The organism is Bacillus sp. FSL R5-0434, from assembly GCF_038004745.1.
Lineage (GTDB): Bacteria > Bacillota > Bacilli > Bacillales > Bacillaceae > Bacillus > Bacillus halotolerans.
This window is the reverse complement of sequence record NZ_JBBORV010000001.1, coordinates 3,365,186-3,390,491: the sequence shown is the minus strand read 5'-3', so window position 1 is coordinate 3,390,491 and position 25,306 is coordinate 3,365,186. Positions and strand designations below refer to the sequence as shown.

The 25,306-nt window shown below is 42.0% G+C and carries 31 protein-coding genes; 18 read left to right on the top strand and 13 right to left on the bottom strand.

Going from position 1 to position 25,306, the window contains the following annotated elements; genetic code table 11:
- The first annotated feature begins 5 nt into the window (after window positions 1–5).
- Genes NYE43_RS17745 through NYE43_RS17725 form a run of 5 tightly spaced genes read left to right on the top strand, consistent with a single transcriptional unit; the run spans window position 6 to window position 4,389 of the window.
- Window positions 6–887 (top strand): GNAT family N-acetyltransferase, encoded by an 882-nt coding sequence (locus NYE43_RS17745; RefSeq protein WP_024122886.1) that lies wholly within the window; start codon window positions 6–8, stop codon window positions 885–887.
- Complete coding sequence (locus NYE43_RS17740) at window positions 860–1,618, top strand: WbqC family protein (RefSeq protein ID WP_024122885.1); 759 nt, start codon at window positions 860–862, stop codon at window positions 1,616–1,618. Before NYE43_RS17745 ends, NYE43_RS17740 begins: the two co-directional genes overlap by 28 nt.
- The gene (locus NYE43_RS17735; protein ID WP_024122884.1) at window positions 1,581–2,258 is read left to right on the top strand and encodes a PIG-L deacetylase family protein; all 678 of its coding nucleotides are present in this window, start codon (window positions 1,581–1,583) and stop codon (window positions 2,256–2,258) included. The genes NYE43_RS17740 and NYE43_RS17735 overlap by 38 nt, the downstream gene beginning before the upstream one ends.
- Before the next feature lie 3 nt (window positions 2,259–2,261).
- Entirely contained in the window at window positions 2,262–3,179 is a 918-nt protein-coding gene (locus NYE43_RS17730) for a TIM barrel protein (RefSeq protein ID WP_095713004.1), read from the top strand.
- Entirely contained in the window at window positions 3,157–4,389 is a 1,233-nt protein-coding gene (locus NYE43_RS17725; RefSeq protein WP_095713005.1) for an MFS transporter, read from the top strand. The genes NYE43_RS17730 and NYE43_RS17725 overlap by 23 nt, the downstream gene beginning before the upstream one ends.
- Window positions 4,390–4,434: 45 nt before the next feature.
- Here NYE43_RS17725 and NYE43_RS17720 read toward each other — a convergent pair whose 3' ends face one another.
- Entirely contained in the window at window positions 4,435–4,902 is a 468-nt protein-coding gene (locus tag NYE43_RS17720) for a GNAT family N-acetyltransferase (RefSeq protein WP_081638366.1), read from the bottom strand.
- A 126-nt stretch (window positions 4,903–5,028) separates the two neighbouring features.
- On the opposite strand from NYE43_RS17720, the gene NYE43_RS17715 reads away from it, so the two are divergent.
- Window positions 5,029–6,846: a zinc ribbon domain-containing protein gene (locus tag NYE43_RS17715; protein ID WP_101859937.1), complete on the top strand. Its 1,818-nt coding sequence runs from the start codon at window positions 5,029–5,031 to the stop codon at window positions 6,844–6,846.
- Between the two features lie 39 nt (window positions 6,847–6,885).
- Here the strand turns inward: NYE43_RS17715 and NYE43_RS17710 are convergent, their stop codons facing one another.
- The 3 genes from NYE43_RS17710 to opcR form a co-directional block, all read right to left on the bottom strand.
- Complete coding sequence (locus NYE43_RS17710; RefSeq protein ID WP_024122879.1) at window positions 6,886–7,587, bottom strand: zinc ribbon domain-containing protein; 702 nt, start codon at window positions 7,585–7,587, stop codon at window positions 6,886–6,888.
- 161 nt (window positions 7,588–7,748) lie between these two features.
- On the bottom strand, window positions 7,749–8,363 hold the full coding sequence (locus NYE43_RS17705; RefSeq protein ID WP_024122878.1) for a PH domain-containing protein: 615 nt from the start codon (window positions 8,361–8,363) through the stop codon (window positions 7,749–7,751).
- Window positions 8,364–8,544: 181 nt separating this feature from the next.
- Window positions 8,545–9,102, bottom strand: a complete 558-nt coding sequence (gene opcR, locus NYE43_RS17700; protein WP_103671315.1) for an opuC operon transcriptional regulator OpcR — start codon at window positions 9,100–9,102, stop codon at window positions 8,545–8,547.
- A 263-nt stretch (window positions 9,103–9,365) separates the two neighbouring features.
- On the opposite strand from opcR, the gene opuCA reads away from it, so the two are divergent.
- The 6 genes from opuCA to NYE43_RS17670 all read left to right on the top strand — a co-directional run bounded on the left by opuCA (window position 9,366) and on the right by NYE43_RS17670 (window position 13,924).
- Complete coding sequence (opuCA, locus tag NYE43_RS17695) at window positions 9,366–10,505, top strand: osmoprotectant ABC transporter ATP-binding protein OpuCA (protein ID WP_101859940.1); 1,140 nt, start codon at window positions 9,366–9,368, stop codon at window positions 10,503–10,505.
- Window positions 10,506–10,526: 21 nt separating this feature from the next.
- Window positions 10,527–11,180, top strand: coding sequence for a glycine betaine/carnitine/choline/choline sulfate ABC transporter permease OpuCB (gene opuCB, locus NYE43_RS17690; RefSeq protein ID WP_024122875.1), 654 nt, complete (start codon window positions 10,527–10,529; stop codon window positions 11,178–11,180).
- A gap of 64 nt (window positions 11,181–11,244) precedes the next feature.
- Window positions 11,245–12,111: an osmoprotectant ABC transporter substrate-binding lipoprotein OpuCC gene (gene opuCC / locus NYE43_RS17685; protein ID WP_101860061.1), complete on the top strand. Its 867-nt coding sequence runs from the start codon at window positions 11,245–11,247 to the stop codon at window positions 12,109–12,111.
- Window positions 12,112–12,128: 17 nt separating this feature from the next.
- Window positions 12,129–12,818: a glycine betaine/carnitine/choline/choline sulfate ABC transporter permease OpuCD gene (gene opuCD, locus NYE43_RS17680; protein WP_024122873.1), complete on the top strand. Its 690-nt coding sequence runs from the start codon at window positions 12,129–12,131 to the stop codon at window positions 12,816–12,818.
- 219 nt (window positions 12,819–13,037) lie between these two features.
- The gene (gene sdpR, locus NYE43_RS17675) at window positions 13,038–13,310 is read left to right on the top strand and encodes a sporulation delaying system autorepressor SdpR (protein ID WP_024122872.1); all 273 of its coding nucleotides are present in this window, start codon (window positions 13,038–13,040) and stop codon (window positions 13,308–13,310) included.
- Window positions 13,307–13,924 (top strand): SdpI family protein, encoded by a 618-nt coding sequence (locus tag NYE43_RS17670; protein WP_024122871.1) that lies wholly within the window; start codon window positions 13,307–13,309, stop codon window positions 13,922–13,924. Before sdpR ends, NYE43_RS17670 begins: the two co-directional genes overlap by 4 nt.
- A gap of 52 nt (window positions 13,925–13,976) precedes the next feature.
- On the opposite strand, the gene sdpC is transcribed toward NYE43_RS17670, so the two are convergent.
- The 4 genes from sdpC to NYE43_RS17650 all read right to left on the bottom strand — a co-directional run bounded on the left by sdpC (window position 13,977) and on the right by NYE43_RS17650 (window position 16,829).
- Complete coding sequence (gene sdpC / locus NYE43_RS17665) at window positions 13,977–14,591, bottom strand: sporulation delaying protein SdpC (protein ID WP_024122870.1); 615 nt, start codon at window positions 14,589–14,591, stop codon at window positions 13,977–13,979.
- 42 nt (window positions 14,592–14,633) lie between these two features.
- Complete coding sequence (locus NYE43_RS17660; RefSeq protein ID WP_024122869.1) at window positions 14,634–15,605, bottom strand: sporulation-delaying protein SdpB family protein; 972 nt, start codon at window positions 15,603–15,605, stop codon at window positions 14,634–14,636.
- A complete protein-coding gene (gene sdpA / locus NYE43_RS17655) occupies window positions 15,602–16,081 on the bottom strand; it encodes a sporulation-delaying system protein SdpA (protein WP_188323822.1) in 480 nt (159 codons plus the stop codon). Before sdpA ends, NYE43_RS17660 begins: the two co-directional genes overlap by 4 nt.
- Before the next feature lie 214 nt (window positions 16,082–16,295).
- Entirely contained in the window at window positions 16,296–16,829 is a 534-nt protein-coding gene (locus NYE43_RS17650) for a GbsR/MarR family transcriptional regulator (RefSeq protein ID WP_188323309.1), read from the bottom strand.
- A gap of 284 nt (window positions 16,830–17,113) precedes the next feature.
- On the opposite strand from NYE43_RS17650, the gene opuBA reads away from it, so the two are divergent.
- The 4 genes from opuBA to opuBD are packed head-to-tail and all read left to right on the top strand — an operon-like array spanning window position 17,114 to window position 20,555.
- Complete coding sequence (gene opuBA / locus NYE43_RS17645; RefSeq protein ID WP_188323308.1) at window positions 17,114–18,259, top strand: choline ABC transporter ATP-binding protein OpuBA; 1,146 nt, start codon at window positions 17,114–17,116, stop codon at window positions 18,257–18,259.
- A gap of 14 nt (window positions 18,260–18,273) precedes the next feature.
- Entirely contained in the window at window positions 18,274–18,927 is a 654-nt protein-coding gene (locus tag NYE43_RS17640) for an ABC transporter permease (protein ID WP_024122865.1), read from the top strand.
- Window positions 18,928–18,938: 11 nt separating this feature from the next.
- A complete protein-coding gene (gene opuBC / locus NYE43_RS17635; protein ID WP_101864780.1) occupies window positions 18,939–19,859 on the top strand; it encodes a choline ABC transporter substrate-binding lipoprotein OpuBC in 921 nt (306 codons plus the stop codon).
- A gap of 15 nt (window positions 19,860–19,874) precedes the next feature.
- Window positions 19,875–20,555 carry a choline ABC transporter permease OpuBD gene (opuBD, locus tag NYE43_RS17630; RefSeq protein ID WP_024122863.1) on the top strand — a complete coding sequence of 227 codons (681 nt, stop codon included), beginning with the start codon at window positions 19,875–19,877 and terminating at the stop codon, window positions 20,553–20,555.
- A gap of 45 nt (window positions 20,556–20,600) precedes the next feature.
- On the opposite strand, the gene NYE43_RS17625 is transcribed toward opuBD, so the two are convergent.
- From NYE43_RS17625 to rghR, 4 genes are all read right to left on the bottom strand, one after another.
- Window positions 20,601–22,301 carry a HAMP domain-containing methyl-accepting chemotaxis protein gene (locus tag NYE43_RS17625; protein ID WP_341062250.1) on the bottom strand — a complete coding sequence of 567 codons (1,701 nt, stop codon included), beginning with the start codon at window positions 22,299–22,301 and terminating at the stop codon, window positions 20,601–20,603.
- 127 nt (window positions 22,302–22,428) lie between these two features.
- Entirely contained in the window at window positions 22,429–22,755 is a 327-nt protein-coding gene (gene catR / locus NYE43_RS17620; protein ID WP_010331897.1) for a catDE operon transcriptional regulator CatR, read from the bottom strand.
- A 91-nt stretch (window positions 22,756–22,846) separates the two neighbouring features.
- Complete coding sequence (locus NYE43_RS17615; RefSeq protein ID WP_024122861.1) at window positions 22,847–23,266, bottom strand: helix-turn-helix domain-containing protein; 420 nt, start codon at window positions 23,264–23,266, stop codon at window positions 22,847–22,849.
- 28 nt (window positions 23,267–23,294) lie between these two features.
- Window positions 23,295–23,702 carry a transcriptional repressor RghR gene (rghR, locus tag NYE43_RS17610; RefSeq protein WP_024122860.1) on the bottom strand — a complete coding sequence of 136 codons (408 nt, stop codon included), beginning with the start codon at window positions 23,700–23,702 and terminating at the stop codon, window positions 23,295–23,297.
- Window positions 23,703–23,853: 151 nt separating this feature from the next.
- Between rghR and NYE43_RS17605 the strand changes: the two genes are divergently transcribed.
- Complete coding sequence (locus tag NYE43_RS17605) at window positions 23,854–24,087, top strand: helix-turn-helix domain-containing protein (RefSeq protein ID WP_024122859.1); 234 nt, start codon at window positions 23,854–23,856, stop codon at window positions 24,085–24,087.
- Between the two features lie 43 nt (window positions 24,088–24,130).
- On the opposite strand, the gene NYE43_RS17600 is transcribed toward NYE43_RS17605, so the two are convergent.
- A complete protein-coding gene (locus tag NYE43_RS17600) occupies window positions 24,131–24,895 on the bottom strand; it encodes an alpha/beta fold hydrolase (RefSeq protein WP_341062249.1) in 765 nt (254 codons plus the stop codon).
- 153 nt (window positions 24,896–25,048) lie between these two features.
- Here NYE43_RS17600 and secG point away from each other — a divergent pair, with 153 nt between their 5' ends.
- A complete protein-coding gene (secG, locus tag NYE43_RS17595) occupies window positions 25,049–25,279 on the top strand; it encodes a preprotein translocase subunit SecG (RefSeq protein ID WP_003220028.1) in 231 nt (76 codons plus the stop codon).
- The last annotated feature ends 27 nt before the right edge of the window (window positions 25,280–25,306 follow it).

Genomic DNA, 25,306 nt, shown 5'->3' with positions numbered 1-25,306 from the left:
ATATCGTGGAAAAAACAGCATTTTCCGTAACGCCTCAAGCATGGGATCGGGCTGCTGACATATTTCAGGCTGGGTTGTTTCAAAGCTATGATTGGGGGAAGCTCATGGAAGAGCTCCCCAATACCTCGTTTCACCCCGTCAGGCTGACATCGGACGGCGGACAAGTGATATATGTTCCGGTGTTTGAGCAGAATGGCTCGCTCAGCGGTAATATGATAGGATACGGCGGCGTCATTTCAGACCGTCCAATTTCATTCGAATGGCTGCAAAGTGAAATCAAAGCATTATTTGGACAGAAACTATCGCGGCTCCTGCTCCCGCATGACCAAACTCCTTTTATCGAAGAATCGGGAGAACAATGGGAAGAGAAAACAACTCATATTTTATCGCTTCCCGATACATTTGAAGAGCTATGGACAAACTGTTCGGGAAAAGCACGGACTGCAGTCAGATATGCGGAAAAGAAAAATGTATCCGTCCGCTTAATCGGACAGGAGTCGATTCATGAGTTTTACGATTTGTATAAGGCGCATATAGCAGCTATCGGCGCAGCATATATGCTAAGCCAGGATTTTTTTCAGAGGCTGCATGAAAGCCTTGGCAGACAAGTCTTTTGGGTAGGGGCATTTCTTGAGAATGAAATGATCAGCAGCAGTATTTTTCTATATGACCATTCTCATTTCTATTATTGGCAGAATGTAAACAGCCCTGCCGGTAAAGAAACGCAGGCTTCTTATCTGTTAATGCGGAACGCTTTATCATTCGCCATCGACAAGAAGCTTCAATGGGTTGATTTTGGATATTCTCACAGTAAAGAAATTGCCAGACCGAAACGATATTGGGGAGCTGAAGAGAAACGATGTCGACATTTCACAGAAACGGAGTAAAAGTGGTAAGCGGCCATCAGTCCAGTTATCTCCCTTGGTATGGTTTTTTTGAAAAAATCTATAAATCAGATGTATTTGCGATTCACGATACAGCCCAGTTTGAGAAAAAAGGATTTCTCAATCGGAACAGGATAAAAACATCTCAAGGCCCTATGTGGCTGACTGTTCCTCTGCAGATGAAAAATTATAAGGATATTGAGCTTCGTGATATGAAAATTGATCAAGAACAAGACTGGCGAAAGAAACACTGGATGGCGATAAAAATGAATTATGCAAAGGCTCCCTATTTCGAGGAATATCAAATGTTTTTTAAAGATGTCTATCAGCAGGAATGGGAGTACCTTCACGATTTGAATATGTACATTATTGATTTTTTTCTGCGTGAACTTCGTATTTCGACGCCAATTTGCTATGTTTCGGAGCTCGAATGCCGGAATGAAAAAAAGAGTGATTTTGTGCTCGCTCTTTGTAAGGAACTAGGGGCTGATCACTATTATTCAGGCAGCCAAGGATCAGACTATTTAATAGAAAGTGATTTTGATAGAAGCGGAGTTACAATCGAATACCAGCAAATCAGGACAATACATTATCCGCAGTTATTCGGAGAGCACATTCCTCATCTCTCTATGCTTGATATGCTTATGAATTGCGGGGCGGATATTTCCGAAACGTTAATCAAAGGGGGACAATATAATGAAAGTAATGGTATTTGCGGCGCACCCGGACGATGAAATTATCGGCGTCGGCGGAGCTCTGGCGAAACATGTCCGTCAAGGAGACAGTGTGTCGGCTGTCATTATGGCTGAGGGAAAATCGTCCAGAAAAGAAGACTATGAAAAACCTTGTGATTCGCTCATGCAGCATTCCTATAGTGAAACGGAACAAGCGCTTAGCACGCTCGGCATAAGCGATTTTGTCAGATTAAATCTTCCTGATAACAGGCTTGATTCACTGGATTTGCTGGATGTCGTAAAAGAAGCAGAAAAACAAATTGAACGCTTTCAGCCGGATATTGTATATACACAATACGGCGGTGATATTAATATTGACCATACCGTAGTATTCAGAGCGGTGATGACGGCAACCCGCCCGCTTCCAGGTCATTCCGTAAAACAGGTCCTGGCATACGAAACATTATCCTCGACAGAGTGGAACTATTTGAATAAGGATCAATTCCACGCGAATTTCTTCATTAATATAGAAGAAGAGCTTGAACTGAAGCTGAAGGCTATGGCGTGCTACGATTCGGAGCTGAGGGATTTCCCGCATCCGCGGTCCTTGCAAGCGATTGAAAATAATGCATATGTTTGGGGAGCTAAATCCGGTTTTTCTGCAGCAGAAGCTTTTATGCTTGTGAGAGGGACGTGGTGACGGATGATTGCGCAAATACCGTTTTTCGGGTTAGACCCGAAGCAAATTGATAAAAAGTGGGTCGAAGCAGGATATGGCCTTGAAGCCAATATTTTTGACGGAAAATCGTTTGAAGCAACAGATTATGTGAAAACCTTCAAGCGGACACTTGATTACACAAAACAGCTTGAGCCGTCATTATTGACACTTCATTTTCCCACCGACAATGCGGATTATGTTCATGAAGCGCATATAAAGGACCGTCTGCTTCATTTTGCAGAGCTTGCGGATGTATATGGCGCCAAGGGGATAATTGTTCATGCCAATCAATTTATGTCCGTTGAAGAATTTCAAGGCTATGATTTAGAAGGAAACCGCAGAAAAGTCATTGAATTTTTTGCAGAGTTTGATGAAGAGCTAAAAGGAACAGATATATGGATTGGAGTCGAAAATCTGCCGATTATCGGGAATCTGGGCGAAGACTTTGACCCGATATTCATTTATCCTGAGGATTTTGAGGAACTGATTCAGCTCGGTTTAAAACATATCGGGATTACATGGGATCTGTGTCATTGGGCCATTACCTATCAGACACATTTATCATCATCACTTATGTTCAGGAATGAAAAGCTGAGATACCCTGACTTTTTTCAATTTCTTTCCTTAAAGGACAGCATTAAACATTATCATTTCAGTTCGTTTTGCCAGCTAGCCTTCCCGCATGGAGGTGTCCGCTGTTTTGAAGGGCGTCATCCCGCAGAAGGAACGATAGATGAAACATTGCTCAGACAAGCAGCAGAGATGTTAAAAGAGATACACCGCGGTGATGGCACAGGTATCGTATTTGAAGTGATGGAAGAGGATTATACACAAAGAAAAGAATCATGGAGAACATTAGAATGGTTCGGCGGTGCTTCTGATGAAGATCAAAAACGGCCGTGATTCGGCATATCGAACACCAAATTATGCAAAACTTTGGTCTGCACAAGTATTTTCTTCCGCGGCGGATGGCGTCTGGCTCATCGCGCTTCCGCTTCTTGTACTCGATTTGACCGGAAGTAAAATATTGGTCGGGGTGATTTCTTTTATCGAGCTCGTTCCCCTGACCTTCGGAATGTTTACAGGCCCCTTAATTGATTCTTTACGAAAAAAAACCATATTGTATATGTGTAATACAGGAAGGGCAGTCATTATGATTCTCTTGGCAGTCCTTAGCGCAAATGGTTTTTTAACTGTATGGATCATCGGTGTATGCGCATTTTGTTTATCGCTGCAATCGATGCTCTTTTCCCCGGCGAAAGTCGCGCTTATCCCGATACTTGTCCCTCAGAAACATCTAGATCAAGCGACATCTTTAATGAATACAAGCGAACTTATTGGTCTGATCGTCGGAAAGCTGATCAGCGGCGTTTTGCTTGCGGCCATTCCGTTCGGGCTGCTGTTTTTCATTAATGGAACCGCCTTTTTTGTATCCGCTGCATTGATTGCAGTTATCCACATTTCAGAACCTGCCGGCCTAAAAAGCAAAGGGGCAGAAGCCCTTAAGACAGGATACAGAATGCTGAAAGGCAACTCATCTTGGATGACTTCTGTCGGTTATTTTTTTATCGTGAATCTTGTTATTGCCGGGTTTATTTCGGTTATGGGGCCGATTCTTGCAGTGGAACGTTTTCATGAAAACTATTCAGTATGGTTCGCCGTCATGTATGCAATGTTTCAGGGCGGAATGCTCTTAGGTAATCTTGCTGTATTTTTTAAGTGGAATACTAAGCGGCTTGAACGGCTCTATCCCAGAACTTTAACAGCTGTCGGATTGCTCATAATGTTTTTGTTTTTTCAGCTTAGCGGGCTTGAATCTGTCATTTTTTTGATACTAGGTGTTATTATCTCGTATATTGATGTGCAAACAGTTCTGTTTTTTCAAAAGACTGTTCCGACTGAATACTTCGGAAGAATTTTCGCGCTTATTTTTTCTATTGTAAAGATGGGAGAACCTCTTTCAGCAGCTGTTTATACAGTGCTTCTTGTGTTTATGGACGCTGATTATATTTTTCTGGCTGTCGGTCTGACCCTCGTGCTGACTTTTTTCATACTGTCAGTGAGGCAGGGAATGCAACGGGATGCCGGGAAAAAAGCGAATCAGTTTTTTTAATTTCTATATGAAAGAGCTGCCGATTATCATACGGCAGCTCTTTCATTAAAGATCCAAATAAAGTCTCACCATATCACGGCATTGAATGCCGTTTTCGAAAATGTCCTCATCATAATGTCGGGTAAAGAAATCATGATCGATGGCCTGCAGGCGGAAACCGCATTTTTGATAGAGAGAAAGCTGATGAATGCTGGAATTTCCCGTGCCGATTTCAATCGTGTCCGCACCCAGCTCCTTTGCCTTTTCGATGGCGTCATGGACAAGCTGTTTGCCAAAACCCTTCTTTTGAAGAGACTCTTTTACGGCAATATTTACAATTTCAACTGTTTGCGGCCTTGTTTTTAGCAATACATAAACACCGGCAAGTTCATCACCGGCCCAAGCTGTGTAACATTCTCCTCTTTCAAGATATTCATCTACAATGTCTTTCGACGGATCGGCGAGCAGCAATAGATCGTATAATTCGTCATTTGCTTTTTCTCTTATTTGAATCCTGAGCTTTTGCACGTACATTCCACCTTTTCATATGTTTATAGAGATATTTTCATGATTTCCTCCAATTTCATACCATTCTATTATAAAATATGTAACATAGGAAATCTGTACAAAATAGTGGATAAAAAATAGGAGGAAAGTCACATGTTTTGTAAGGAATGCGGTCAAAAAAATAATGAAGGGGCCAAGTTTTGTAAAGAATGCGGCACCCCGATCGGAGGGAGCAGCAGACAGGCAAATCAAGAAACAGCAAGCACTGCTGAAACGAGGCAGGCTCCGCGAAAACCAATCCCTAAGAAAACTATCATTTTATGGAGCAGCATTGCCGCAGCGTGCGTCATATTCTTCGCTGCATATAAAACCGGAGCGTACCTTACTTCTAAGGACAGGTTAGTCGACAAATTTGAGCAGGCTGTAAATGATGAGGATAAAGACCAAATCGCTTCGCTGCTAACACCGGCAAATGACAGGCTCAAGCTTACTAAACAAAACGTAAAGCCGTTTCTTACATATTTAAAGGATCATCCTGACAAAAAAGATGAGCTTTTTTCATCGCTGCGTGCTGAAACAGTCCAAAAGGATATTGTTTACGCGGAGAAAGACGGGAAAACTTTGCTAGTATTTGACCATTATGATTTAAAGATAGCACCTGTTTATTTTGAAGTAACCAGCAATTATAAACATACGGATCTCTATGTGAATAAAGAGGAAGCCGGATCTGTAAAGAAAGCAGATCAAGCACAAACCCTCGGACCGTACATTCCCGGCGAATATACAGTCTCAGCCAAACTGAAAAACGATGTAGTCGATCTTGTGAAAAAGGAAGACATTCAGGCGGTTGGTGACAATAGCTTTCGTGTTGATCTCTCATTGGAAGCGGATAATGTAACATTCAGCTTAGCGGACGACATGAAGGATGGAAAGGGAGATTTGCTGATTAACGGTAAATCCATCCATAAGGATCCGTTCAAATCTGTCACATACGGACCGCTTCTGACAGACGGATCAATGACAGCTGCGGTTGAAACGGAGTTTCCATGGGGAAAAACAAAAACAGCGGGTGTGCCGATTGATAGCAAAGAAATGGAGTTAACGTTAATTCCTGACCAAGACACACAAGAAACAATCATGAATACGATTGTCAAAACGACAAAGCAATATTCCAAAGCGCTTTCTGATGGAAATACAGCTCAGATGACAGAGGCAAGTGCCAGTTGGAAAGCCGAAGTAAAAGATAACGTGGATTCGATGAAAAACACGGATTCTTACTTAAAAGATAAATATCTGGAAACAGACTTTGATTTGGATACATTTGCTCTATCCCAGAAAAATGACGGTACATGGCAGGCGTCAGTAAAAGGAAAAGAACTTCACCAGTCGGCTAATTATAATGACTATACAAAACCTGAAATGTCGGATGAGAGCCCGAGCTATGAATATCTGCTTTCATATGATAAAAAACAGAAAAAGTGGATGTTCGAAGATGCAGAATCAACTTTTGATTCTGCCGGCACAAATATAAAGAAAATAAAAAATGATCATGCAGAGACGTACACGTCAGCCTGGGCAGACGCAAAAGGCAAGAAAGCAAGCGTAAGCCCATCGGCCGGCGATGTCACGGATGAACAAGTGACATCATTTATGGTTAGTTATCTGACAAATCAATCAACCGCAGTGAATTTAAATGAATTTGCGGTCATGGAAGGCAATCTGGAAAAAGGAAGTTCATTATATAATGATCAGCAGAAATTGGTTAAGAAGCTGTACAGCGAGGGGACGACTGAAGTATTTATTGATGTAGAGGTAAAAAGCTTTAATCAAAGCGGCTCGAATATCACAATTAAAACATATGAAGAATTTGATATTACAAAATCAGGCGGCAGTACAAAGCGCAGAACATACAACTGGACCTACACCGGCGTAGTGAAAGACGGAAGAATTTATTTAACATCTATTCAATAAAAACAAACCCCCATCACCAGCAGGCGATGGGGGTGTTTTTTAAAAAAAGATATAACGGAAAATCTCTTTGATATAATGTTCGATGATGAACCGAAACGCAACGCACGTGATCAGATAAATCACAATGGTTGAGTAAATGATATCAGCTTTTCCTTTATACGAATGCTGGTAACTGCTCAGCATCGCAGGGGGAATAGCGAAGAATGCGCCGATTAAACCAATCGCTAACACGGTGAAACAAAGATCTGTATGTAATAAAAACAATAGAAGTGCAAGAATCAAAATAGCTGTAAATGGAATAAGAAACGCACCAAATCTGGAGAATGAATCTTTAAATGAGACTTGGTTTCCCGCAATTTTTAAGGAAAAAAAGATCAATGCATGCAACCCGAAAATAAAAAGGGCAAAGTAAATGGTTGGCTTTAAAAAGATTTCTGTAAAGCTCGCACTGCCGGGACCTTCTGAAAAAAGAATATAAAACATCAGCGGAGTTAGTAAACTGAAAAGCACCATTGTAATGATTCCGCTGATCAGCTGTTCGCCGCCTGTTGTTTTGCACTCCTGATAAGGGCGTTTCAGAACAGCCAGAACAAATGAACCGAACTGCTTTGCTGCTTGTTTTGCAGCTTCAGCTCCCGCCTGTGCTCCTTGATTTTCGCCGGCTTGGCGTGGAAGAGGCGATCCGCATTTCTCACAAAACTTTCCGCCATCTGCTTGATGGCCGCATTGAGGACAAAACATATGATGACTCCTTTTACATGTAATATAGGGAAAATAGACTAATAATGTCATTATAAAAGAAAAAAGTAGAAAAGTAACCAATATCCAGGTAAAAAATTTTCTCCAAGATTACGTATCAGAAACAAGACACGAGCTGCCAGATGCGAACCCGTGTCTTGTTTCTAGTTATTCATATATTTTTCAAATACGTCACCGAAATCTTTAATATGGTACTGCGAGCGGACGGAAGTGACCCATGTAAACCCGAATTCGGTCAGCTCTTTGTATTGTGTTTCAATATTGACGTGCTCAGGGCGGGTATGCTGAAGGATGGTGACTGCTCGTTCCAGACTTTGTTCAGCCTGATTGATCAAAATGTCATTTTCATAGATCGTTTCAGAGATACGGAGAAGGGCTTTATACAAATCTTTCAGCTTTTCAATTTGCTCTTTATGCACATCGATGTCAAATTGTTCAGAGCCCAGCTTGAACTTGATTTCAACATCCAAATCGACCTTCCCGGCGGTTTCCAGAAAAACATCAGAGATTTTATATTGGGAATAAGGGTAGCGTTTCAGCGTTCGTTTAGAGGAAGTGGCACGTTCGCCGTCAACATGGATCAGCGCCAGATTCGTGAAGCAATATTCATCGGCTTTTGTTTTAATCAGGAAATAAATTTTTTCGTTGTCTTCATGCATGACATAGTCATCAGCATCTGTTTTGTCATAATCCTGAGGTTCGATAATTTTTCCGATATCTGATAATCCGAGTGCATCTGCTGCAATTTTCTTGAACATATAGATACATCCTTCCTATTTACATAGTCACTTCATTGTAGCATGCGGTGTTTCCGAACGGCTATAAACGTTTGTGAAGAATCAGCCTCTTGGTAAGGCCAATGTCACATGGAGGAAGTATACGATGTTCTTATGTATGATGTTTCCAATATTAATCTCATCATGTAGAAAAGCAGTTCCCTTACTTCAGGGAGCTGCTTTCAGCTGTTTTCGGCACGTATTCAAATACTTCTTCACTCTCAAAAAACTCAATTAAGCGGCTCAGCCAATCATAGTAATGAAGCCATTCTCTTAATTCATTCAGCAGCTGATTGACTTTCTCTTCGGCTTCTCGGGGAAGATCGTCCCTTTGTGAAAGATCCGTCAGTTCCCGGTTTAATTTTTTGTACAGCACTTTGTTTTTGCTCACGACCTTTGTCCAGTTCGCCGCAAATAAAGATATGAAGGTTTGATAATAATCCTGCTCTACGTCGTAAAGATCTTTTCTTACGCCTTTTTCAAACACCTTTTCGGCAATGTTGGCATCAATCATTTCACGGACGACCTGGCTCATCCGTGTTTTGCTCATGCCTGTTGCTTCTGACAGCTCGCTTAACGTCATCGGTTTTCGATTCATATAAATAATCCCGAGCACACGCCCGACAGTAGAAGGCATTCCAAACGTATGCATGTTTTCGGCAATCTTCTCGATGAGATGCTCTTCAGCATGTTCAATGATGTCGAAAGCAGTTTTTTCCACAGCTGATCATCCCTTCAAATGGCAATTGATGGTGTCAATATATCATATTTCTGCCAGTTGTTGAAAACAGCTGTATGCGGAGGAAGCGAGAGGTATCCGGCGTAATTGTAAGAACACCCTCTCTGCCTGAGTCATAACAATAAATAATCTGTAAATAACATATAATTTCAACACATTGTAAACTTTTTATTTTACAAAGTTCAAATTATAATAAAGATTATACTTTTCAGAAAAATTAACGGAAATCTGCGGAGGTGCACGGATTGCTGAAATTAGAACAAGTGTCAAAAGTATATAAAGGCGGCAAAAAAGCTGTGAACAGCATTGATTTAGATATTGCTAAGGGCGAATTTATCTGTTTTATCGGCCCGAGCGGCTGCGGAAAAACGACGACGATGAAGATGATTAATCGACTGATTGAACCGTCGTCAGGAAAGATCTTTATCGACGGAGAAAACATAATGGAACAGGACCCGGTTGAACTGCGGAGAAAAATCGGCTATGTGATTCAGCAGATCGGTTTGTTTCCCCACATGACCATTCAGCAGAACATTTCACTCGTTCCGAAACTGCTGAAATGGCCTGAAGAAAAACGGAAAGAACGGGCGAGAGAGCTGTTAAAGCTTGTTGATATGGGCCCTGAATATTTAGACCGTTATCCCCACGAGCTCAGCGGCGGACAGCAGCAAAGAATCGGCGTGCTGCGCGCACTGGCTGCGGAACCCCCTCTCATTTTAATGGATGAACCGTTCGGAGCGCTTGACCCGATCACGCGGGATTCCCTTCAGGAAGAATTTAAAAAACTGCAGAGAACGTTAAACAAAACCATCGTGTTTGTGACCCACGACATGGACGAAGCCATTAAGCTAGCTGACCGGATTGTGATTTTAAAAGCGGGTGAAATCGTTCAGGTCGGCACACCTGATGAGATTCTCAGAAATCCGGCAAATGAATTTGTAGAAGAATTTATCGGGAAAGAGCGCCTGATCCAGACAAGGCCTGAAATTGAGCGGGTTGAGCAGATGATGAACAGAATGCCTGTCACGGTTACAGCGGACAAAACGCTTTCTCAGGCCATTCAGCTGATGAGAGAAAAACGCGTCGACTCGCTGCTTGTTGTAGATGAGCAAAATGTGCTGAAGGGATACGTAGATGTTGAAATCATTGATCAAAACCGCAAAAAAGCGAGCGTTGTTGGTGATGTGTACCGCTCGGATATGTATACCGTGCAAAAAGGAGCCCTTCTCCGCGATACCGTCCGGAAAATCTTGAAGCAAGGAATTAAGTATGTTCCCGTTGTTGATGAAGAGCACCATTTAGCAGGGATTGTGACAAGAGCAAGCCTTGTGGACATCGTATATGATTCCATATGGGGCGAGGAAAACCAGCTAATGACGATCTGATCAGGGGAGGAGCTCTTACACATGAATCAAATGATGACTTTTTTACAGACGAACGGCGGAGAGCTGCTGTATAAAACAGGTGAACATTTATATATTTCTCTTATTGCTGTTGTATTGGGTATTATCGTTGCGGTGCCGCTCGGCGTTCTGCTGACCAGAATGAAAAAAGGCGCAGGCGCGGTTATAGGTGCCGTCAACATTGTGCAAACCTTGCCGAGTCTGGCGATTCTGGCATTTTTTATCCCGCTTCTCGGTGTGGGAAAAGTGCCGGCGATCGTCGCTTTATTTTTCTATTCGGTGCTTCCGATTCTGCGCAATACGTATACAGGCATTAAAGGTGTAAACAAAAATCTGCTTGAGTCAGGAAAAGGGATTGGAATGACCGGCTGGGAGCAGATCCGGCTTGTCGAGATTCCGCTGGCGATTCCGATTATTATGGCAGGCATCCGCACATCCACGATCTATTTAATCGGCTGGGCGACCCTTGCCTCATTTATTGGCGGCGGCGGTCTTGGTGATTACATTTTTATCGGACTGAACCTGTATCAGCCTGAATACATCATTGGCGGTGCTGTGCCGGTTACAATCTTAGCCATTATCATTGATTATTTGCTAGCCGTGACGGAACGAAAAGTGACACCGAAGGGATTGCAAGGGATGAAGGAAGTTTCTTAAGGAGTTGGCTGTATTGAAAACGAAAAAAATCAGATGGATCGGCGCGCTCGCTTTCGCCTTTGTCATGCTGCTGAGCGGCTGTTCTCTGCCGGGACTTGGCGGCGCCTCACAAGATACGATCAAGGTCGGGGCGCAAAGTATAACAGAATCAGAAATTTTAGCGAATATGATTGCGCAGCTTATTGAACACGATACGGATTTAAATACGGCTTTAGTCAAAAATCTCGGATCAAACTATGTTCAGCACCAGGCGATGCTCGGCGGTGACATTGACATATCCGCCACACGCTATTCTGGCACGGATTTAACGAGCACCCTCGGAATGGAGGCGGAGAAGAATCCGGAAAAAGCGCTGAACTTTGTACAGAAAGAATTTGACAAACGTTTTAAATATAAATGGTTTGATTCTTACGGGTTTGATAACACATACGCCTTTACCGTAACAAAAAAGTTTGCGGAAAAGGAGCATGTAAACACCGTATCTGATCTGAAGAAAAACGCTTCTGAATATAAGCTGGGGGTCGACAATGCCTGGCTGAAACGGAAGGGCGACGGATATAAAGGTTTTGTCAGCACGTATGGATTTGAGTTCGGAACAACCTATCCGATGCAGATCGGACTTGTTTATGACGCAGTCAAAAACGAGAAAATGGACGCCGTTCTTGCTTATTCCACAGACGGCCGGATTAAGGCGTATGATCTCAAAATCCTAAAAGACGATAAACAGTTTTTCCCGCCGTATGACTGTTCGCCGGTGATTCCGGAAAAGGTGCTTAAGGAACATCCGGAGCTTGAAGGCATTATTGATAAACTAATCGGGAAGATTGACACGGAAACCATGCAGGAGCTCAACTACGAAGTGGACGGCAAACTGAAGGAGCCATCTGTTGTGGCAAAGGAATTTTTAGAGAAACATCATTATTTTGACTAAGAAAAGAGGCAGACCAAATGGAAGTATTACAGCAGCTTGGCACTTACTATTCGCAAAACGGCAGTTATGTGCTGCAAGAGTTTTACCGCCATTTTCTGATGTCGGTGTACGGCGTTTTGTTTGCGGCCATCGTCGGCATTCCGCTTGGCATCCTGATTGCCAGATACAGAACATTAAGCGGCTGGGTTTTCGCCGTCACGAATGTGATCCAGACGGTGCCGGCGCTCGCCATGCTGGCCGTGCTGATGCTAGTGATGGGGCTTGGCGCGAATACGGTCATTTTATCGTTATTTCTTTATTCGCTGCTGCCGATCATCAGAAATACGTACACAGGCATTGTCAGTATTGAACATGCCTATCTTGAATCAGGAAAAGCGATGGGCATGACAAAGTTTCAAGTGCTGCGGATGGTCGAGCTTCCGCTGGCGCTTTCTGTCATTATGGCCGGCCTCCGCACCGCGCTCGTCATTGCTATCGGCATTACTGCCATCGGGACATTTGTCGGCGCCGGCGGTCTCGGAGACATCATCGTCAGGGGGTCAAACGCAACAAACGGGACCGCGATTATATTAGCTGGCGCGATCCCGACAGCCCTTATGGCGGTGATAGCTGATTTGGTCATGGGCTGGCTTGAACGCGCGTTAAGCCCGATTAAAAATAAAAAAAGAAACTATATTAAAGCTGAAAGAAAAACCACCTCTATTTAAATAAAACAGGGGTGGTTTTTTTAGTAAACAACCTGTGTTAGTCCCTTTAACCGATACTTTCCAGCGTTGAAGTTAGACAAGTATTTTAAAAAAATCTTCAAATATCAGATGGTTATTGCCAATTTTAAGGTTGTTTTGAGAAAAGTTTCAAGTTATAATAATAATACATTTATACAAACATCTAAATGTCTAAATGTTTTTCGAAAAGGAGAAAACGCTATGAATAATGTTTTCAAAGCTATATCAGATCCAACTAGGAGGAGAATTTTGGATTTGTTAAAAGGAGGGGATATGACTGCGGGAGATATTGCAGAACATTTTAATATCAGTAAACCGAGTATTTCTCACCATTTGAATATTTTAAAACAGGCGGAAGTCATAGCTGACCACCGTAAAGGGCAATTTATTTATTATTCTTTAAATACCACAGTACTTCAAGACTCAATAAATTGGATGCTTAACTTTATAAATAAAGGGGATAACGATTTATGAAGAAAAATATAATTTCCATAATTATTGTTTGTTTGAGTTTCTTGACTTCAATTATATTTTATCAGTACCTTCCGGAAGAAATACCGATACAATGGTCAGGAAATAAGCCGGCTGCCTTTATATCTAAACCTCTAACACTTTTTATTATACCTATTGTTATGCTTATTTATTATCTTACTTTTTATATGTTAACCATTAAGTCAACGCAAAAAAATAAAGCATTGCTTTTTCTAGCTTCTAATAATATGTTAATCCTTTTATATATTTTACAGCTCTCAACCCTTTTAGTAAGTTTAGGATACGAACTGGATATTGATTTAATAATTGGTCTTGCTGTTGGTATCTTTTTAATTATTGGTGGAAATTCCATGCAGTTAGCAGAGCAAAACCATCTTATCGGATTGAGGACACCTTGGACATTAAAAGATGAGACTGTTTGGAAATTGGGTAATCGCTTTGCCTCTAAAGTACTTGTAGCGTGTGGTTTTATCATAGCCATTCTTTCATTTTTTACAGGGGAATATATTATTATGATTATGATTGTGTTAGTGTTGCTAGCATTAGTTATTTCAACGACTGCTTCCTATCTTTATTACAAAAAGTTAAACGGTTAACATTAAAAAAGTGTCTTGCGGAGTAACCCGCAAGACACTTTTTTTATAATGATTATTGATGAATCAATTTTAGGGTTTTTGCAGCAGCAGCTTCTAGATCAGAATTATTATTAGAAGCTGAAGAGGAATATTTGGCAACGTATTTCCAAACTGCAGTTGTTACGGCGGCAGCGGTTTGCAATGCTACCGCGTTAACGCCTACAACATATAAATATCCAGCTGCTACACAGACGGCATAAAGCCCGCAAGATGGAGTTGCTTTATTGGTAGAGTATTTTACGTTTTGATTTTTCTTGGCATATTTTTGGATAAGTTGATCTGCTTTATTCATATTATCAATGAGTTTTTTAGGGTCTTTACTGTCAATCGATTGTTTCAATTCATCCAGATATTGTGGTTGATCTTTTTTTATAAATTTGACTACATCATTCACTAATTTTTTACCTTCTGTACTATTCGCCTCTTTTACGAGTTTAGGGTCCAAATCGCTAGAAATTAATTTACCAACCTCTCCTTGGCCAAATAAAAGTCCTCTAAAGTAATCTTCTCCAGAAAATGTATTGTTTTCTTTAGCAGATGTACTTGACTCCTTAGAGAATCCTACTAATGAAAAAACCAATATCGTCACCATGGAAACAATCAATAGCCTAAGTAATTTACTTTTCAAATTATTATACCTCCATTAAGTTATTTCTCCATTATCTAAATATTAGTTATGAAACAATTTTGTAAGGAACTTGACTGATTCACCTCCTAATCTTTTGAAATTCCTTTTTCCTTTTACGGATATATATTTAAATAAAGGAGAACACCAATTCAAATTGATATTTTGTTGTATAGGATGTAGATATATAATTAATGCAGATATCATGATTAAGCCGAAACTTACAATACCGATGCTGATTATTATCCCTATGTGAAATATTATTCCTAATATTAATGCAATTTTTTTTATTCTGATATTAGAAACTATACTTGCTGCTAAGAACAGCTCAAAAATAGTTACTAACCAAGTGATGACAACAATATAGTTGCTTTCAAGCAGTGGATTCAATAAATTAAGTTGATAATCAGGCAATCCAAAAACAGGATCAGAAAAGAAATAATAAATTGCTGTCCCTTCAGCCCACTCTTTATTTTTCAAGCGCTCTAAAGCTGCATTTAAATAGATTACAAAAACTTGAATTTTAATTATTGTCACTAAATAAAATAATACTATCTTCTTTGTGAAAGATTCATAATTGATATCTATTATTTTCCAATGATTTTGCCTTGAATCTAATAATGTAACAGGAAATAAAAGAAATGAAAGAACAGTTGCAATTTGTTCACCGCCATCAATAGTTAAAGCTGAAGTTTGAATGCTATAGCAAATATACCAGTGGAAAAAACCGGTAAATCTAGGCCTCCATCCTATAACCACTAAAGCTAATATAAAAATCATTAAGTATCTTATAACCTCAAAACTGATGCTATATTTGTTAGCAAAACAAAAGGCAGTGGGAATATAGACATTTTCACACGTGACATTATTTGCACTATAACTAAATAAAATATCAGCACTATTAAATACTAAAACTAGTAATGTTGAGAAACCAAGTAAACTTCTAGAAAGTGCATATGTATTTTTCCATGGATTATAGGTGTCAATATAACCTTCGAAACTATTTAATATTTTCATATTATTTTTACTTTTAGCACCTTTCTTTCAAAAGAGGTAGTTTGTTTAAAATCTATCCAATACCATGAGAGTGGCTTTTGTCGGTATATAAGGTACTCTCCTTTGCTAAGATGTGTATAGTCCTTGCTTTTTTTTACTTCAATAGGCTTCATTTGTCTCTCTAAATTTGTGCAGGAAGTGTTGTTTTCACATGTTTTCCAATTCTTTGGTTCGATATTCTCAACAATTTTGCCTAATTCTATTGCCTGAACTCTTCCTTCTCTTTTTATCCCGAAAAAATTATTAGGAAGTGCATTAGGTAACTTTAAATTTTCTTTTGTGTGAAACGAAATGTTTTCTTCAGTAGGGCTTTTACTATAAAAGCCAAAGCCTTGGGGAGACAATTGTTGCAAAAAATTTTTTTTAAACAGTGGATTCTGAGGTGAGATATTACTAAAGTAATAGGAAGAAAGTGAAAGGAAACATATAGTCGTTATAGTTATAATTGCTCTTTTTTTGATTTGGGTTACCTCCTTTAAGCCAATCTAATCATTTCAAAAAGATTATATAATAACTAGTAAGAATAATCAACATAAAATGGATAATAAACAAAATATTGTAAATTATATTTGGTTTTGTTTTGTGGGAAAAATTTGATATTTAAAATTTGTATTGTACGTAAAGTTCCCAATATCAATTTTGGGAACTTCTTTACGGTTTCGGCACATATTTAAAAATCTCTTCACTCTCAAAAAACTCAATCAGACGGCCGAGCCAATTGTAATAGTCGAGCCATTCCTTTAATTCCTTCAACAGCTCATTCACCTTTTCTTCCGCTTCAGGAGAAAGCTCTTCATCCAAGATACTGAGCAGCTCCCGGTTGAGTTTTTTATGCATCATTTTATTTTTGCTGACGACTTTGCTCCAAGTGGCTGTAAACAGAGTGATAAAGGTTTGATAGTAATCCTCTTCAACATCGTATAAGTCTTTTCGCACGCCCTTTTCAAACACCTTCTCGGCGATGTTGGCATCGAGCATGTCCCGCACGGCCTGGCTCATTCGCGTTTTGCTCATGCCGGTCGCTTCTGATAATTCCGTCAGCGTCATCGGCTTGCGATTCATATAAATAATGCCCAGCACACGTCCAACGGTAGAGGGCATTCCAAATGCATGCATGTTTTCCGCGATTCTTTCTATGAGGTGGTCTTCAGTCTGTTCAATTATCGTTAACGGATCTTTCTCCAACAGTTTCAATCCTTTCAGCTAACAATTCCGATGTCAATATACCACATTTTTGATGCGGCGGAAATGCTGTAATCATAGAATTTGGCAGGAAATTGGAGCAATAAGGAGATCATTACCGGTCAATACGGGTAAATCAGGGTTTACACATACTTTATAAATAATATGAACAAATTGTAAACTTTTTATTTTATAAACTTTATTCTATAATGGGAAGCATTCAATTATCTGAAAAATTAAATATGAACTGAACGAATTGAATGAATTTAATTTTGGAGGTGCGATGTTTGCTGACATTAAAAAATGTCTCGAAAACATATAAGGGCGGAAAAAAAGCTGTGAACAGCGTGAATCTGGAAATTGAAAAAGGTGAATTTATCTGTTTTATCGGTCCAAGCGGCTGCGGAAAAACGACAACGATGAAAATGATTAACCGATTAATTGAGCCGTCAGCCGGTCAGATTTTTATTGACGGCGAGAACATGATGGAACAGGACCCGGTAGAACTCAGGCGTAAGATCGGCTATGTCATTCAGCAGATCGGACTGTTCCCCCATATGACCATTCAGCAGAACATTTCACTTGTGCCTAAGCTGCTGAAATGGCCGGAGCAGCAGCGGAAAGAACGTGCGCGTGAGCTTTTAAAATTGGTTGATATGGGACCTGAATATTTAGACCGTTATCCTCATGAATTAAGCGGGGGACAGCAGCAGCGAATAGGTGTATTACGGGCACTTGCCGCGGAACCGCCGCTTATCTTAATGGATGAACCGTTTGGGGCGCTTGACCCGATTACGAGGGATTCCCTTCAGGAAGAATTTAAAAAACTGCAAAAAACCTTACATAAAACCATCGTATTTGTTACCCATGATATGGATGAAGCGATTAAGCTAGCAGACCGGATCGTCATTTTAAAAGGCGGAGAGATTGTGCAGATCGGAACGCCTGATGATATTCTGAGAAATCCGGCAAACGAATTTGTTGAGGAGTTTATCGGCAAGGAGCGCCTGATTCAGTCATCAAGTCCTGATGTTGAGCGGGTTGATCAAATTATGAGTACACACCCGGTGACCATTACGGCGGATAAAATGCTCTCTGAAGCGATCCAGCTGATGAAGCAGGAGCGTGTCGACTCGCTGCTGGTTGTAGATGACAGCCATGTTCTTCTAGGCTATGTAGATGTGGAAATCATTGATCAATGCCGGAAGAAAGCCGAGCTCGTAGGCGAGGTCCTGCATCAAGACATCTACACCGTCTTGGGCGCAACACTGCTGCGGGATACAGTACACAAAATTTTAAAACGGGGTGTAAAGTACGTGCCGGTTGTAGATGAAGACAGCCGTTTAATAGGAATTGTGACGAGAGCGAGCCTGGTTGACATTGTGTATGAGTCCATCTGGGGAGAAGAAAAAAAGCTCGCAGTATTGTCATAGGGAGGTTGTCAGACATGGATCATATCATTGAATTTTTGCAAACCAACGGAGGCGAGCTGCTTTACAAAACATATGAGCATATCACCATTTCTCTCCTCGCCGTCATTTTAGGCGTGGCTGCCGCTGTGCCTCTTGGGATTGTGCTTACCAGAATGAAAAAAGGAGCCGGCTCCATTATCGGCATTGTGAATATCATTCAGACGCTGCCCAGTCTGGCAATCCTCGCTTTCTTTATCCCGCTCTTGGGAGTCGGAAAAGTTCCGGCTATTGTGGCCTTGTTTTTCTATTCCGTTTTGCCGATCCTGCGCAACACGTATACCGGGATTCGCGGCGTTAACAAAAATCTGCTTGAATCAGGAAAAGGCATCGGGATGACGGCAGCTGAACAAATCCGCCTCGTGGAATTGCCGCTTGCCGCGCCCGTCATCATGGCGGGGATCAGAACATCCACGATTTATTTAATCGGCTGGGCGACGCTTGCATCCTTTATCGGAGGCGGCGGATTGGGTGATTATATTTTCATCGGCCTGAATTTATATCAGCCGGAATATATCATCGGAGGAGCGGTTCCCGTCACGATATTGGCGATTGTCATTGATTATGTGCTTGCGTTGACGGAACGAAAAATCACGCCTGCCGGACTGCAGGGAATGAAGGAAGTTTCATAAGGAGGCTGCTCATGAAAAGAAAACATCTTAAATGGCTGAGCGGTTTTACGCTCGCAGTAATGCTGATGCTAAGCGGCTGTTCGCTTCCCGGGCTCAGCGCCGCTTCAGACCAGACCATCAAAATCGGCGCGCAAAGCATGAGTGAATCAGAAATCATCGCAAGCATGCTTGGCCAGCTGATCGAACACCATACGGATCTAAAAACAACAACCATTAAAAATCTTGGCTCCAACGCGGTGCAGCAGCAGGCCTTGATGAACGGAGAAATCGATATTGCGGCCACAAGATATACAGGTGACGCGCTGACAGGCACGCTGAGGATGAAACCTGAAAAAGATCCGGACAAAGCGCTGGCGCTGACACAGCAGGAGTTTAAAAAAAGATACGATTTAAAATGGTATGACTCCTACGGGTTTGATAATACGTATGCCTTTACCGTCAGCAAGAAGCTTGCGGACCAATATCATTTAGAAAACGTATCAGACATCAAAAAATGGGCGCCGCAATTAAAGTTGGGCGTCGACAATTATTGGATGAAGCTGAAAGGGAACGGCTATCAGGATTTTACGAAAACCTACGGCATGACATTCGGCGGCACGTATCCGATGCAGATCGGGCTTGTGTATGACGCGGTGAAAAGCGGAAAAATGGACATTGTCCTCGCTTACTCCACGGACGGGAGAATCAAGTCCTATGATCTCAAAATGCTAAAGGATGATAAACAATTTTTCCCTCCGTACGACTGCTCTCCTGTTGTTCCGGAACAGGTGCTTAAAGAACATCCTGAACTGGAAGGCATCATTCAGAAAATGATCGGAAAAATCGATACAGCCACGATGCAGGAGCTTAACTATGAAGTCGACGGTAACCTAAAAGAACCGTCTGTCGTTGCCAAGGAATATTTGCAAAAGCATCACTACTTCGAATCGTGAAAGGGGGATTGACCAATGAATGTGCTTGAACAGTTAATGACGTATTATGCACAGAACGGCAGCTATGTAATGGAAGAATTCGGCCGCCATTTTCTCATGTCGGCTTACGGCGTCTTGTTTGCTGCTGTCGTCGGGGTTCCGGTCGGAATCCTCATTGCGCATTTCCGCCGCTTGTCAGGATGGGTATTCGCCGTAACAAATGTCATTCAGACGATTCCGGCGCTCGCCATGCTGGCAGTCCTGATGCTTGTCATGGGGCTCGGCGCAAACACAGTGATTTTATCATTATTTCTGTATTCCCTGCTACCGATTATCCGAAACACGTACACAGGCATTGTCAGCATTGAACACGCATACTTAGAATCAGGAAAAGCGATGGGGATGACGAAATTCCAAGTTCTTCGGATGGTTGAGCTCCCGCTCGCGCTTTCTGTCATTATGGCAGGCCTTCGAACGGCTCTCGTCATCGCTATCGGCATTACAGCAATCGGCACATTTGTCGGTGCCGGCGGCCTTGGGGATATGATCGTCCGCGGGTCAAACGCCACAAACGGAACGGCGATTATTCTAGCCGGCGCGATTCCGACTGCGGTGATGGCGGTTGCGGCTGATTTGCTCATGGCTTGGGTGGAGCGGGCGTTACATCCGGTCAAGAAAAAAAGAACCAGGGTGAGACGTATTCAAACAGCTGCATAAGAACAAAAAAAGAGGCTTGGATGATTCCAGCCTCTTTTTTCTTATTTAAATTGTAAACTGATCCATTTTCTCATTAAGTTCTTTCGCCAAACGCTCAAGCTCCTCAGCATTTTGAAGCACTTGATCCATTGAATGGGCGGATTGCTCGGTAATGGAAAATGTTTCTTCAATACCGGCGGCGGATTCTTCAGAAACGGAGGCGATATTTTCAATCGATTGGTTAATTGTGATCGATTGGTTTGTTAACTGCTTTAATCCGTCCGTTACTTCCTTAATACTGTCCGCTACATAGGTGACCGATTGCTTAATGTTCTGCATGGCCTGTCCGGTGTCAGTCAGGTTTTCAGTACCTTTTTCTACTTCGGTAAAGCTGCTTTCCAGGTACTGGATGACAGTGTTGATTTCCTGCTGTGTGCCGCCAACTATTTTAGTGATATCCTGAACGGAGTCAGATACGCCATCTGCGAGCTTTCGGACCTCCTCAGCCACAACGGCGAAGCCTTTGCCGCTTTCTCCTGCGCGGGCTGCCTCAATTGCGGCATTAAGTGACAATAAGTTCGTTTGCTCGGCAATGCCGTTGATGACCTGAACAAGCTTGTTGATGTCCTGAGAATGCTGTTCCAGCGATCTCACTTTATGAACGGCCTCCTGAACGATATGATGGATTGTTTTCATTTGCTGCACTGACGTATCCATATTTTCGTTTCCGTTTACGGCGAGTTCGAGAACGTTTTGAGACGTATCGCTGATCGTCATGCCGTGATTGTAGGCTTTATCAATGCTTTCTGTAAATTCATTCATTGATTCGGCGATTGTCACAGCGTCTTGCGCCTGCTGCTCGGAGCCTTCAGCCATTTCGTTCATCGTTTCGGTAATATGCCTGCTGCCGGTTCTTGTTTCATTCGTTGCAGTGGTCAGCACCTGTGATGAAGAAAGCACGCGGGTGGAGATTTCTTTTGAATATCCGACGATATCTCTTAAATTCCCTACCATTTTCTGAAGCGCTTCGTTCAGATCGCCAAGCTCGTCTTTTGAGGCCAGCGGCTCTATGTCATTTGACAGATTGCCCTCGGCGATTTCATTCGCAGATGACTTCATTCGAATAATCGGTTTTACAATGCTGCGATTGATATAAAGCCAAATACATATGCTGATGACGATGGAAGCTGCCAGAAGCAAAGCCGTGTAAATGAGGCCTTTATAATAAACGTCCTTGGTTTCTTTCACCGCCGTGTTGCTGCCTTCTTTATTAAAGTCAACCAGTTCAGTGATTGATTTTTTCATATCCTCAAAGCTTGCTTCAGTCTGTACCAATAAACCCCTTGCTTTATCTATATCATTCGTGCGTCCGCTCTCTAAAATCTGGTTATGAATATTCGTATATGAGTTGACTTCAGTCTTGAGCTGTTCGAAAATGCTGCGTTCTTTGTCATTAGAGATTGTCTTTTCGTAGTTACCAAGCTTTTCATTGATATCCTTAAGAATCTGGTTCATATCTTGTTCCAGCGTATCCATTTTGTCTTTGTCTGTATAAATCAGGAAATCTTTTTCCGTAGAGGAAAGGTGCTCTGTCAAATAATTAATAGATGTGATTTCTTTAATGCCGTCTATCCATTTTGTGTTGATTTCATCTGTCTTTTTGATGATGTGCTGCATATTGAAAGCGCCTATTCCGCCTATAAGCAGATTGATGAGGATCAGTGTCAAAAATACCAGGCTGAATTTGCGGGAAATCGTCAGTCGCATATAAGTGTTCTCCTTTTAAAAAAAGTGATGTGATGTACTATATATCGGCTGAGAAATTGTTTTTTCACCTGGAAATAAAAAATAAAAAACGGCTCTTCTCTCCGTGGAGATAGAACCGTTTTAGCAATTACATATGAAAGGAAGGGTCAATCCATTCAGTCGCCCATTTGGAGATTTCACCCAGAATGGGCGCTAACGCCATTCCTTTGTCGGTTAATGAATATTCGATGCGAACCGGAGTTTCGGGGATGACGTCCCGCTTAACCACTCCTTCAAGCTCAAGTTCTTTCAGCCTTTCTGACAGAACTCTGCCGCTTAGATTTGGAAGTGCTGCTTCTATTTCGCTAAATCGCTGCTGACCGTTCAACAGTTGAAAAACGATTAAAGCAACCCAGCGTTTGCTCAAGATGTCGACTGCTTTTTCAAATCTAGGACACATTTCTGATTGGTTCATACTTTTCACCTCGTCTGTCATTATTATAACGCAAATAACGAGGGAACGTATGCATGCGTGATTGATAAAATGCGGAAAGAGATGCAGAAGATTACGTGGAAGAGGAGCGTTTTTTCGCTTCGGAAGCTAAAAAATCGAAGTATTTGCTGAGATTTTCAATATCCTGCTTGGAGAGATGCCGCCATTTTTCGCTGTTAAAAAGAGACAGGTTCTCCGTTCCTCGAGTGACAGCCGTCTGATAAATCGCATAAATAGACTGATAGCTTTCCGAAGCCTCCCGAATTTCTTCAGGAAAAGCGGTAATGTGCCCTGCGGCTGCCATCAGGTTTTCGTGCGGTATTTTCAGCACCGCTGCGAGCTTTTTTATGGTCGCGGGCTTTGGTGTGCCGCGCTTGCCGTTTTCTATTTTTGAAATGGTCGCTGAGCTGATGCCCGAGTACACCGCAAGCTGGTTTACTGTCAGTTTGCGGGCGCGGCGCAGCGCCCTTAATTCCTGTCCGAATGTTGACATGATGATCGCCTCGCATTTCTGGAAAGAGTTATTGATCAGCAGATCGTTTTTTGGCTTCGTCTGAAATAAAAGAGAAATAATGATCCAGCATGAGCAAATCCTCTTTGTTGAGATACTGCCATTTTTCACTCTCAAGAAGGGCAAGATTTTTCAGGTCATAAGCCTCCGCCTTTTCAAGCAGCTGGCACTTCGTTTCATAAGGCGCTCTGGCTTCATGAATCTCTTCGATATATCCCGCTTTATACATAAGCCCTTCATAAGGAATTTTTAAGGCCTCCGCCAGTTTTTTGATGGTGGCAGGTTTAGGAACGCCGCGTTTGCCGTTTTCAATTCTGGAGATGCCGGCCGCGCTTACACCGGAATAAGTCGCCAGCTGGTTGACTGTCAGCTTTCTCTCCTCACGCAATGCCCGTAATTGTTCACCGAAGCTTTCCATATGTCTCACCCCGTCCCTCACTGTTACTCATATTTTAGTATGTTTATTGACTAAAGGGAATAGGTAGGCTGGAAATGTATTGACAAAAGTTAACATACGCCGTAATGTAAATGTATAGAAAAAGTTTTTTCATGAACGGAAGGTGAGGAAAGTGCCAGTAGAAAAGATACAGATTAGACGTGATTATGTATTGCAGTATATGGTCAATAACGATTATTCCCTCAATCAGCTTGCGCTGGAAATCGGAGTCTCACCCGCCACACTGAGCCGTGTGCTGAATGGAGAAAGACGGCCGGGGCAGCTTGTGATCGGAAAAATGCTTCACTATTTTGACTTGAAGTTTGAGGATCTTTTTTACTATGATTTTGTTGACAAAAGTCAATAACTTAAGGACGCCTGGGGAACCAAGCGTTTTCTAAGCCTTATCATCAATGTGTCAAAACAAAACCCGTCACAAGTTCATTGCATGTTTTCCATTGTTTTGTGGGCAGCTGATGGCCTTGGTATTCCAGCCTGAAAAATTCAGCGTGGCTGCATGCTTTCCGGTAATAGCCTGCATGTGTAAAGGTCCAGTCGCGCAGGCCGCCATACATAAACAGCATCGGCATGTTAAAACGGGGCAATTGTTCAAGGCAGCTGTAGTGGAGCGAATCCCGATAATATTGATACCAATGGCCGAGGTCAGCTTTTTTCATATGACTCGTTAATAGATTTCGGAGCTGTCTGTTTTTCGTATGGCTGCTGGCGATAATTTTCATCAGCATGCCGGGACTTTTTTCAAGAAGATACATTCCCATTTTGTGAAGCTGCTGACCGGCCATGGTATGAACAGCGGGGTACGCGCCGGACAACAGCAAATGAGATACTTTGTCTGGCCGGGTGAAGCCAATGTGCTGTGCAATTAAGCTGCCGGCGGAATACCCGAATACTGCAGCCTGACCAATGTGCAAACGATCCATAAATTGCACGATCTCGTTTGCGTAATAGGAAATCGAGATTTGCTGGTCTGCATGATCGCTGTCGCCATGTCCGCTTAAATCGGGAAATATCACCCTGAAATGATCCGCCAGAAGGCGCTGATAATAAAAAACCTTGCGTCCCATGCCCGGCGGGTGAATAAAAATGATAGGGATTCCCTGTCCATATTCCTCATAATATAGATGTTTCTTATTGGCTGTGCTGATGATCGGCATTGTTGTTCTCCCTTTTCGTTCAATTCATACGAATAGGCTAACCAAAACAAAATGTCTTATCCGGCCCTTTTGGCGTCTGATACGGCGTGACATGCCAAACCTTTTCATGTAAAATAGAAGTAATGTAGGCCAGTGAGTCTGGAGGTGTAAGGGATGCACGCGGTTTTGATTACCTTATTGGTTATCGTCAGTATTGCACTTATTATTGTCGTTTTGCTTCAATCCAGTAAAAGCGCCGGATTATCTGGTGCGATTTCAGGCGGAGCGGAGCAGCTCTTCGGGAAACAAAAAGCAAGAGGTCTTGATTTGATTCTGCACCGCATTACGGTTGTGCTGGCAGTCTTGTTTTTCGTGTTGACGATTGCGCTTGCTTATATCCTATAGGGCAATGTTTGTATAAGGTCTGATGTA

Excerpts from the sequence above, each read along its gene's own strand:
- NYE43_RS17740 (WP_024122885.1), top strand. The coding sequence starts at position 860 with ATGTCGACATTTCACAGAAACGGAGTAAAAGTGGTAAGCGGCCATCAG.
- NYE43_RS17735 (WP_024122884.1), top strand. The coding sequence starts at position 1,581 with ATGAAAGTAATGGTATTTGCGGCGCACCCGGACGATGAAATTATCGGC.
- NYE43_RS17730 (WP_095713004.1), top strand. The coding sequence starts at position 2,262 with ATGATTGCGCAAATACCGTTTTTCGGGTTAGACCCGAAGCAAATTGAT.
- NYE43_RS17725 (WP_095713005.1), top strand. The coding sequence starts at position 3,157 with ATGAAGATCAAAAACGGCCGTGATTCGGCATATCGAACACCAAATTAT.
- NYE43_RS17720 (WP_081638366.1), bottom strand. The coding sequence starts at position 4,902 with ATGTACGTGCAAAAGCTCAGGATTCAAATAAGAGAAAAAGCAAATGAC.
- NYE43_RS17715 (WP_101859937.1), top strand. The coding sequence starts at position 5,029 with ATGTTTTGTAAGGAATGCGGTCAAAAAAATAATGAAGGGGCCAAGTTT.
- NYE43_RS17710 (WP_024122879.1), bottom strand. The coding sequence starts at position 7,587 with ATGTTTTGTCCTCAATGCGGCCATCAAGCAGATGGCGGAAAGTTTTGT.
- NYE43_RS17705 (WP_024122878.1), bottom strand. The coding sequence starts at position 8,363 with ATGTTCAAGAAAATTGCAGCAGATGCACTCGGATTATCAGATATCGGA.
- opuCB (WP_024122875.1), top strand. The coding sequence starts at position 10,527 with ATGAATCAAATGATGACTTTTTTACAGACGAACGGCGGAGAGCTGCTG.
- opuCC (WP_101860061.1), top strand. The coding sequence starts at position 11,245 with ATGCTGCTGAGCGGCTGTTCTCTGCCGGGACTTGGCGGCGCCTCACAA.
- opuCD (WP_024122873.1), top strand. The coding sequence starts at position 12,129 with ATGGAAGTATTACAGCAGCTTGGCACTTACTATTCGCAAAACGGCAGT.
- sdpR (WP_024122872.1), top strand. The coding sequence starts at position 13,038 with ATGAATAATGTTTTCAAAGCTATATCAGATCCAACTAGGAGGAGAATT.
- NYE43_RS17670 (WP_024122871.1), top strand. The coding sequence starts at position 13,307 with ATGAAGAAAAATATAATTTCCATAATTATTGTTTGTTTGAGTTTCTTG.
- NYE43_RS17660 (WP_024122869.1), bottom strand. The coding sequence starts at position 15,605 with ATGAAAATATTAAATAGTTTCGAAGGTTATATTGACACCTATAATCCA.
- NYE43_RS17640 (WP_024122865.1), top strand. The coding sequence starts at position 18,274 with ATGGATCATATCATTGAATTTTTGCAAACCAACGGAGGCGAGCTGCTT.
- opuBC (WP_101864780.1), top strand. The coding sequence starts at position 18,939 with ATGAAAAGAAAACATCTTAAATGGCTGAGCGGTTTTACGCTCGCAGTA.
- opuBD (WP_024122863.1), top strand. The coding sequence starts at position 19,875 with ATGAATGTGCTTGAACAGTTAATGACGTATTATGCACAGAACGGCAGC.
- NYE43_RS17625 (WP_341062250.1), bottom strand. The coding sequence starts at position 22,301 with ATGCGACTGACGATTTCCCGCAAATTCAGCCTGGTATTTTTGACACTG.
- catR (WP_010331897.1), bottom strand. The coding sequence starts at position 22,755 with ATGAACCAATCAGAAATGTGTCCTAGATTTGAAAAAGCAGTCGACATC.
- NYE43_RS17615 (WP_024122861.1), bottom strand. The coding sequence starts at position 23,266 with ATGTCAACATTCGGACAGGAATTAAGGGCGCTGCGCCGCGCCCGCAAA.
- rghR (WP_024122860.1), bottom strand. The coding sequence starts at position 23,702 with ATGGAAAGCTTCGGTGAACAATTACGGGCATTGCGTGAGGAGAGAAAG.
- NYE43_RS17600 (WP_341062249.1), bottom strand. The coding sequence starts at position 24,895 with ATGCCGATCATCAGCACAGCCAATAAGAAACATCTATATTATGAGGAA.
- secG (WP_003220028.1), top strand. The coding sequence starts at position 25,049 with ATGCACGCGGTTTTGATTACCTTATTGGTTATCGTCAGTATTGCACTT.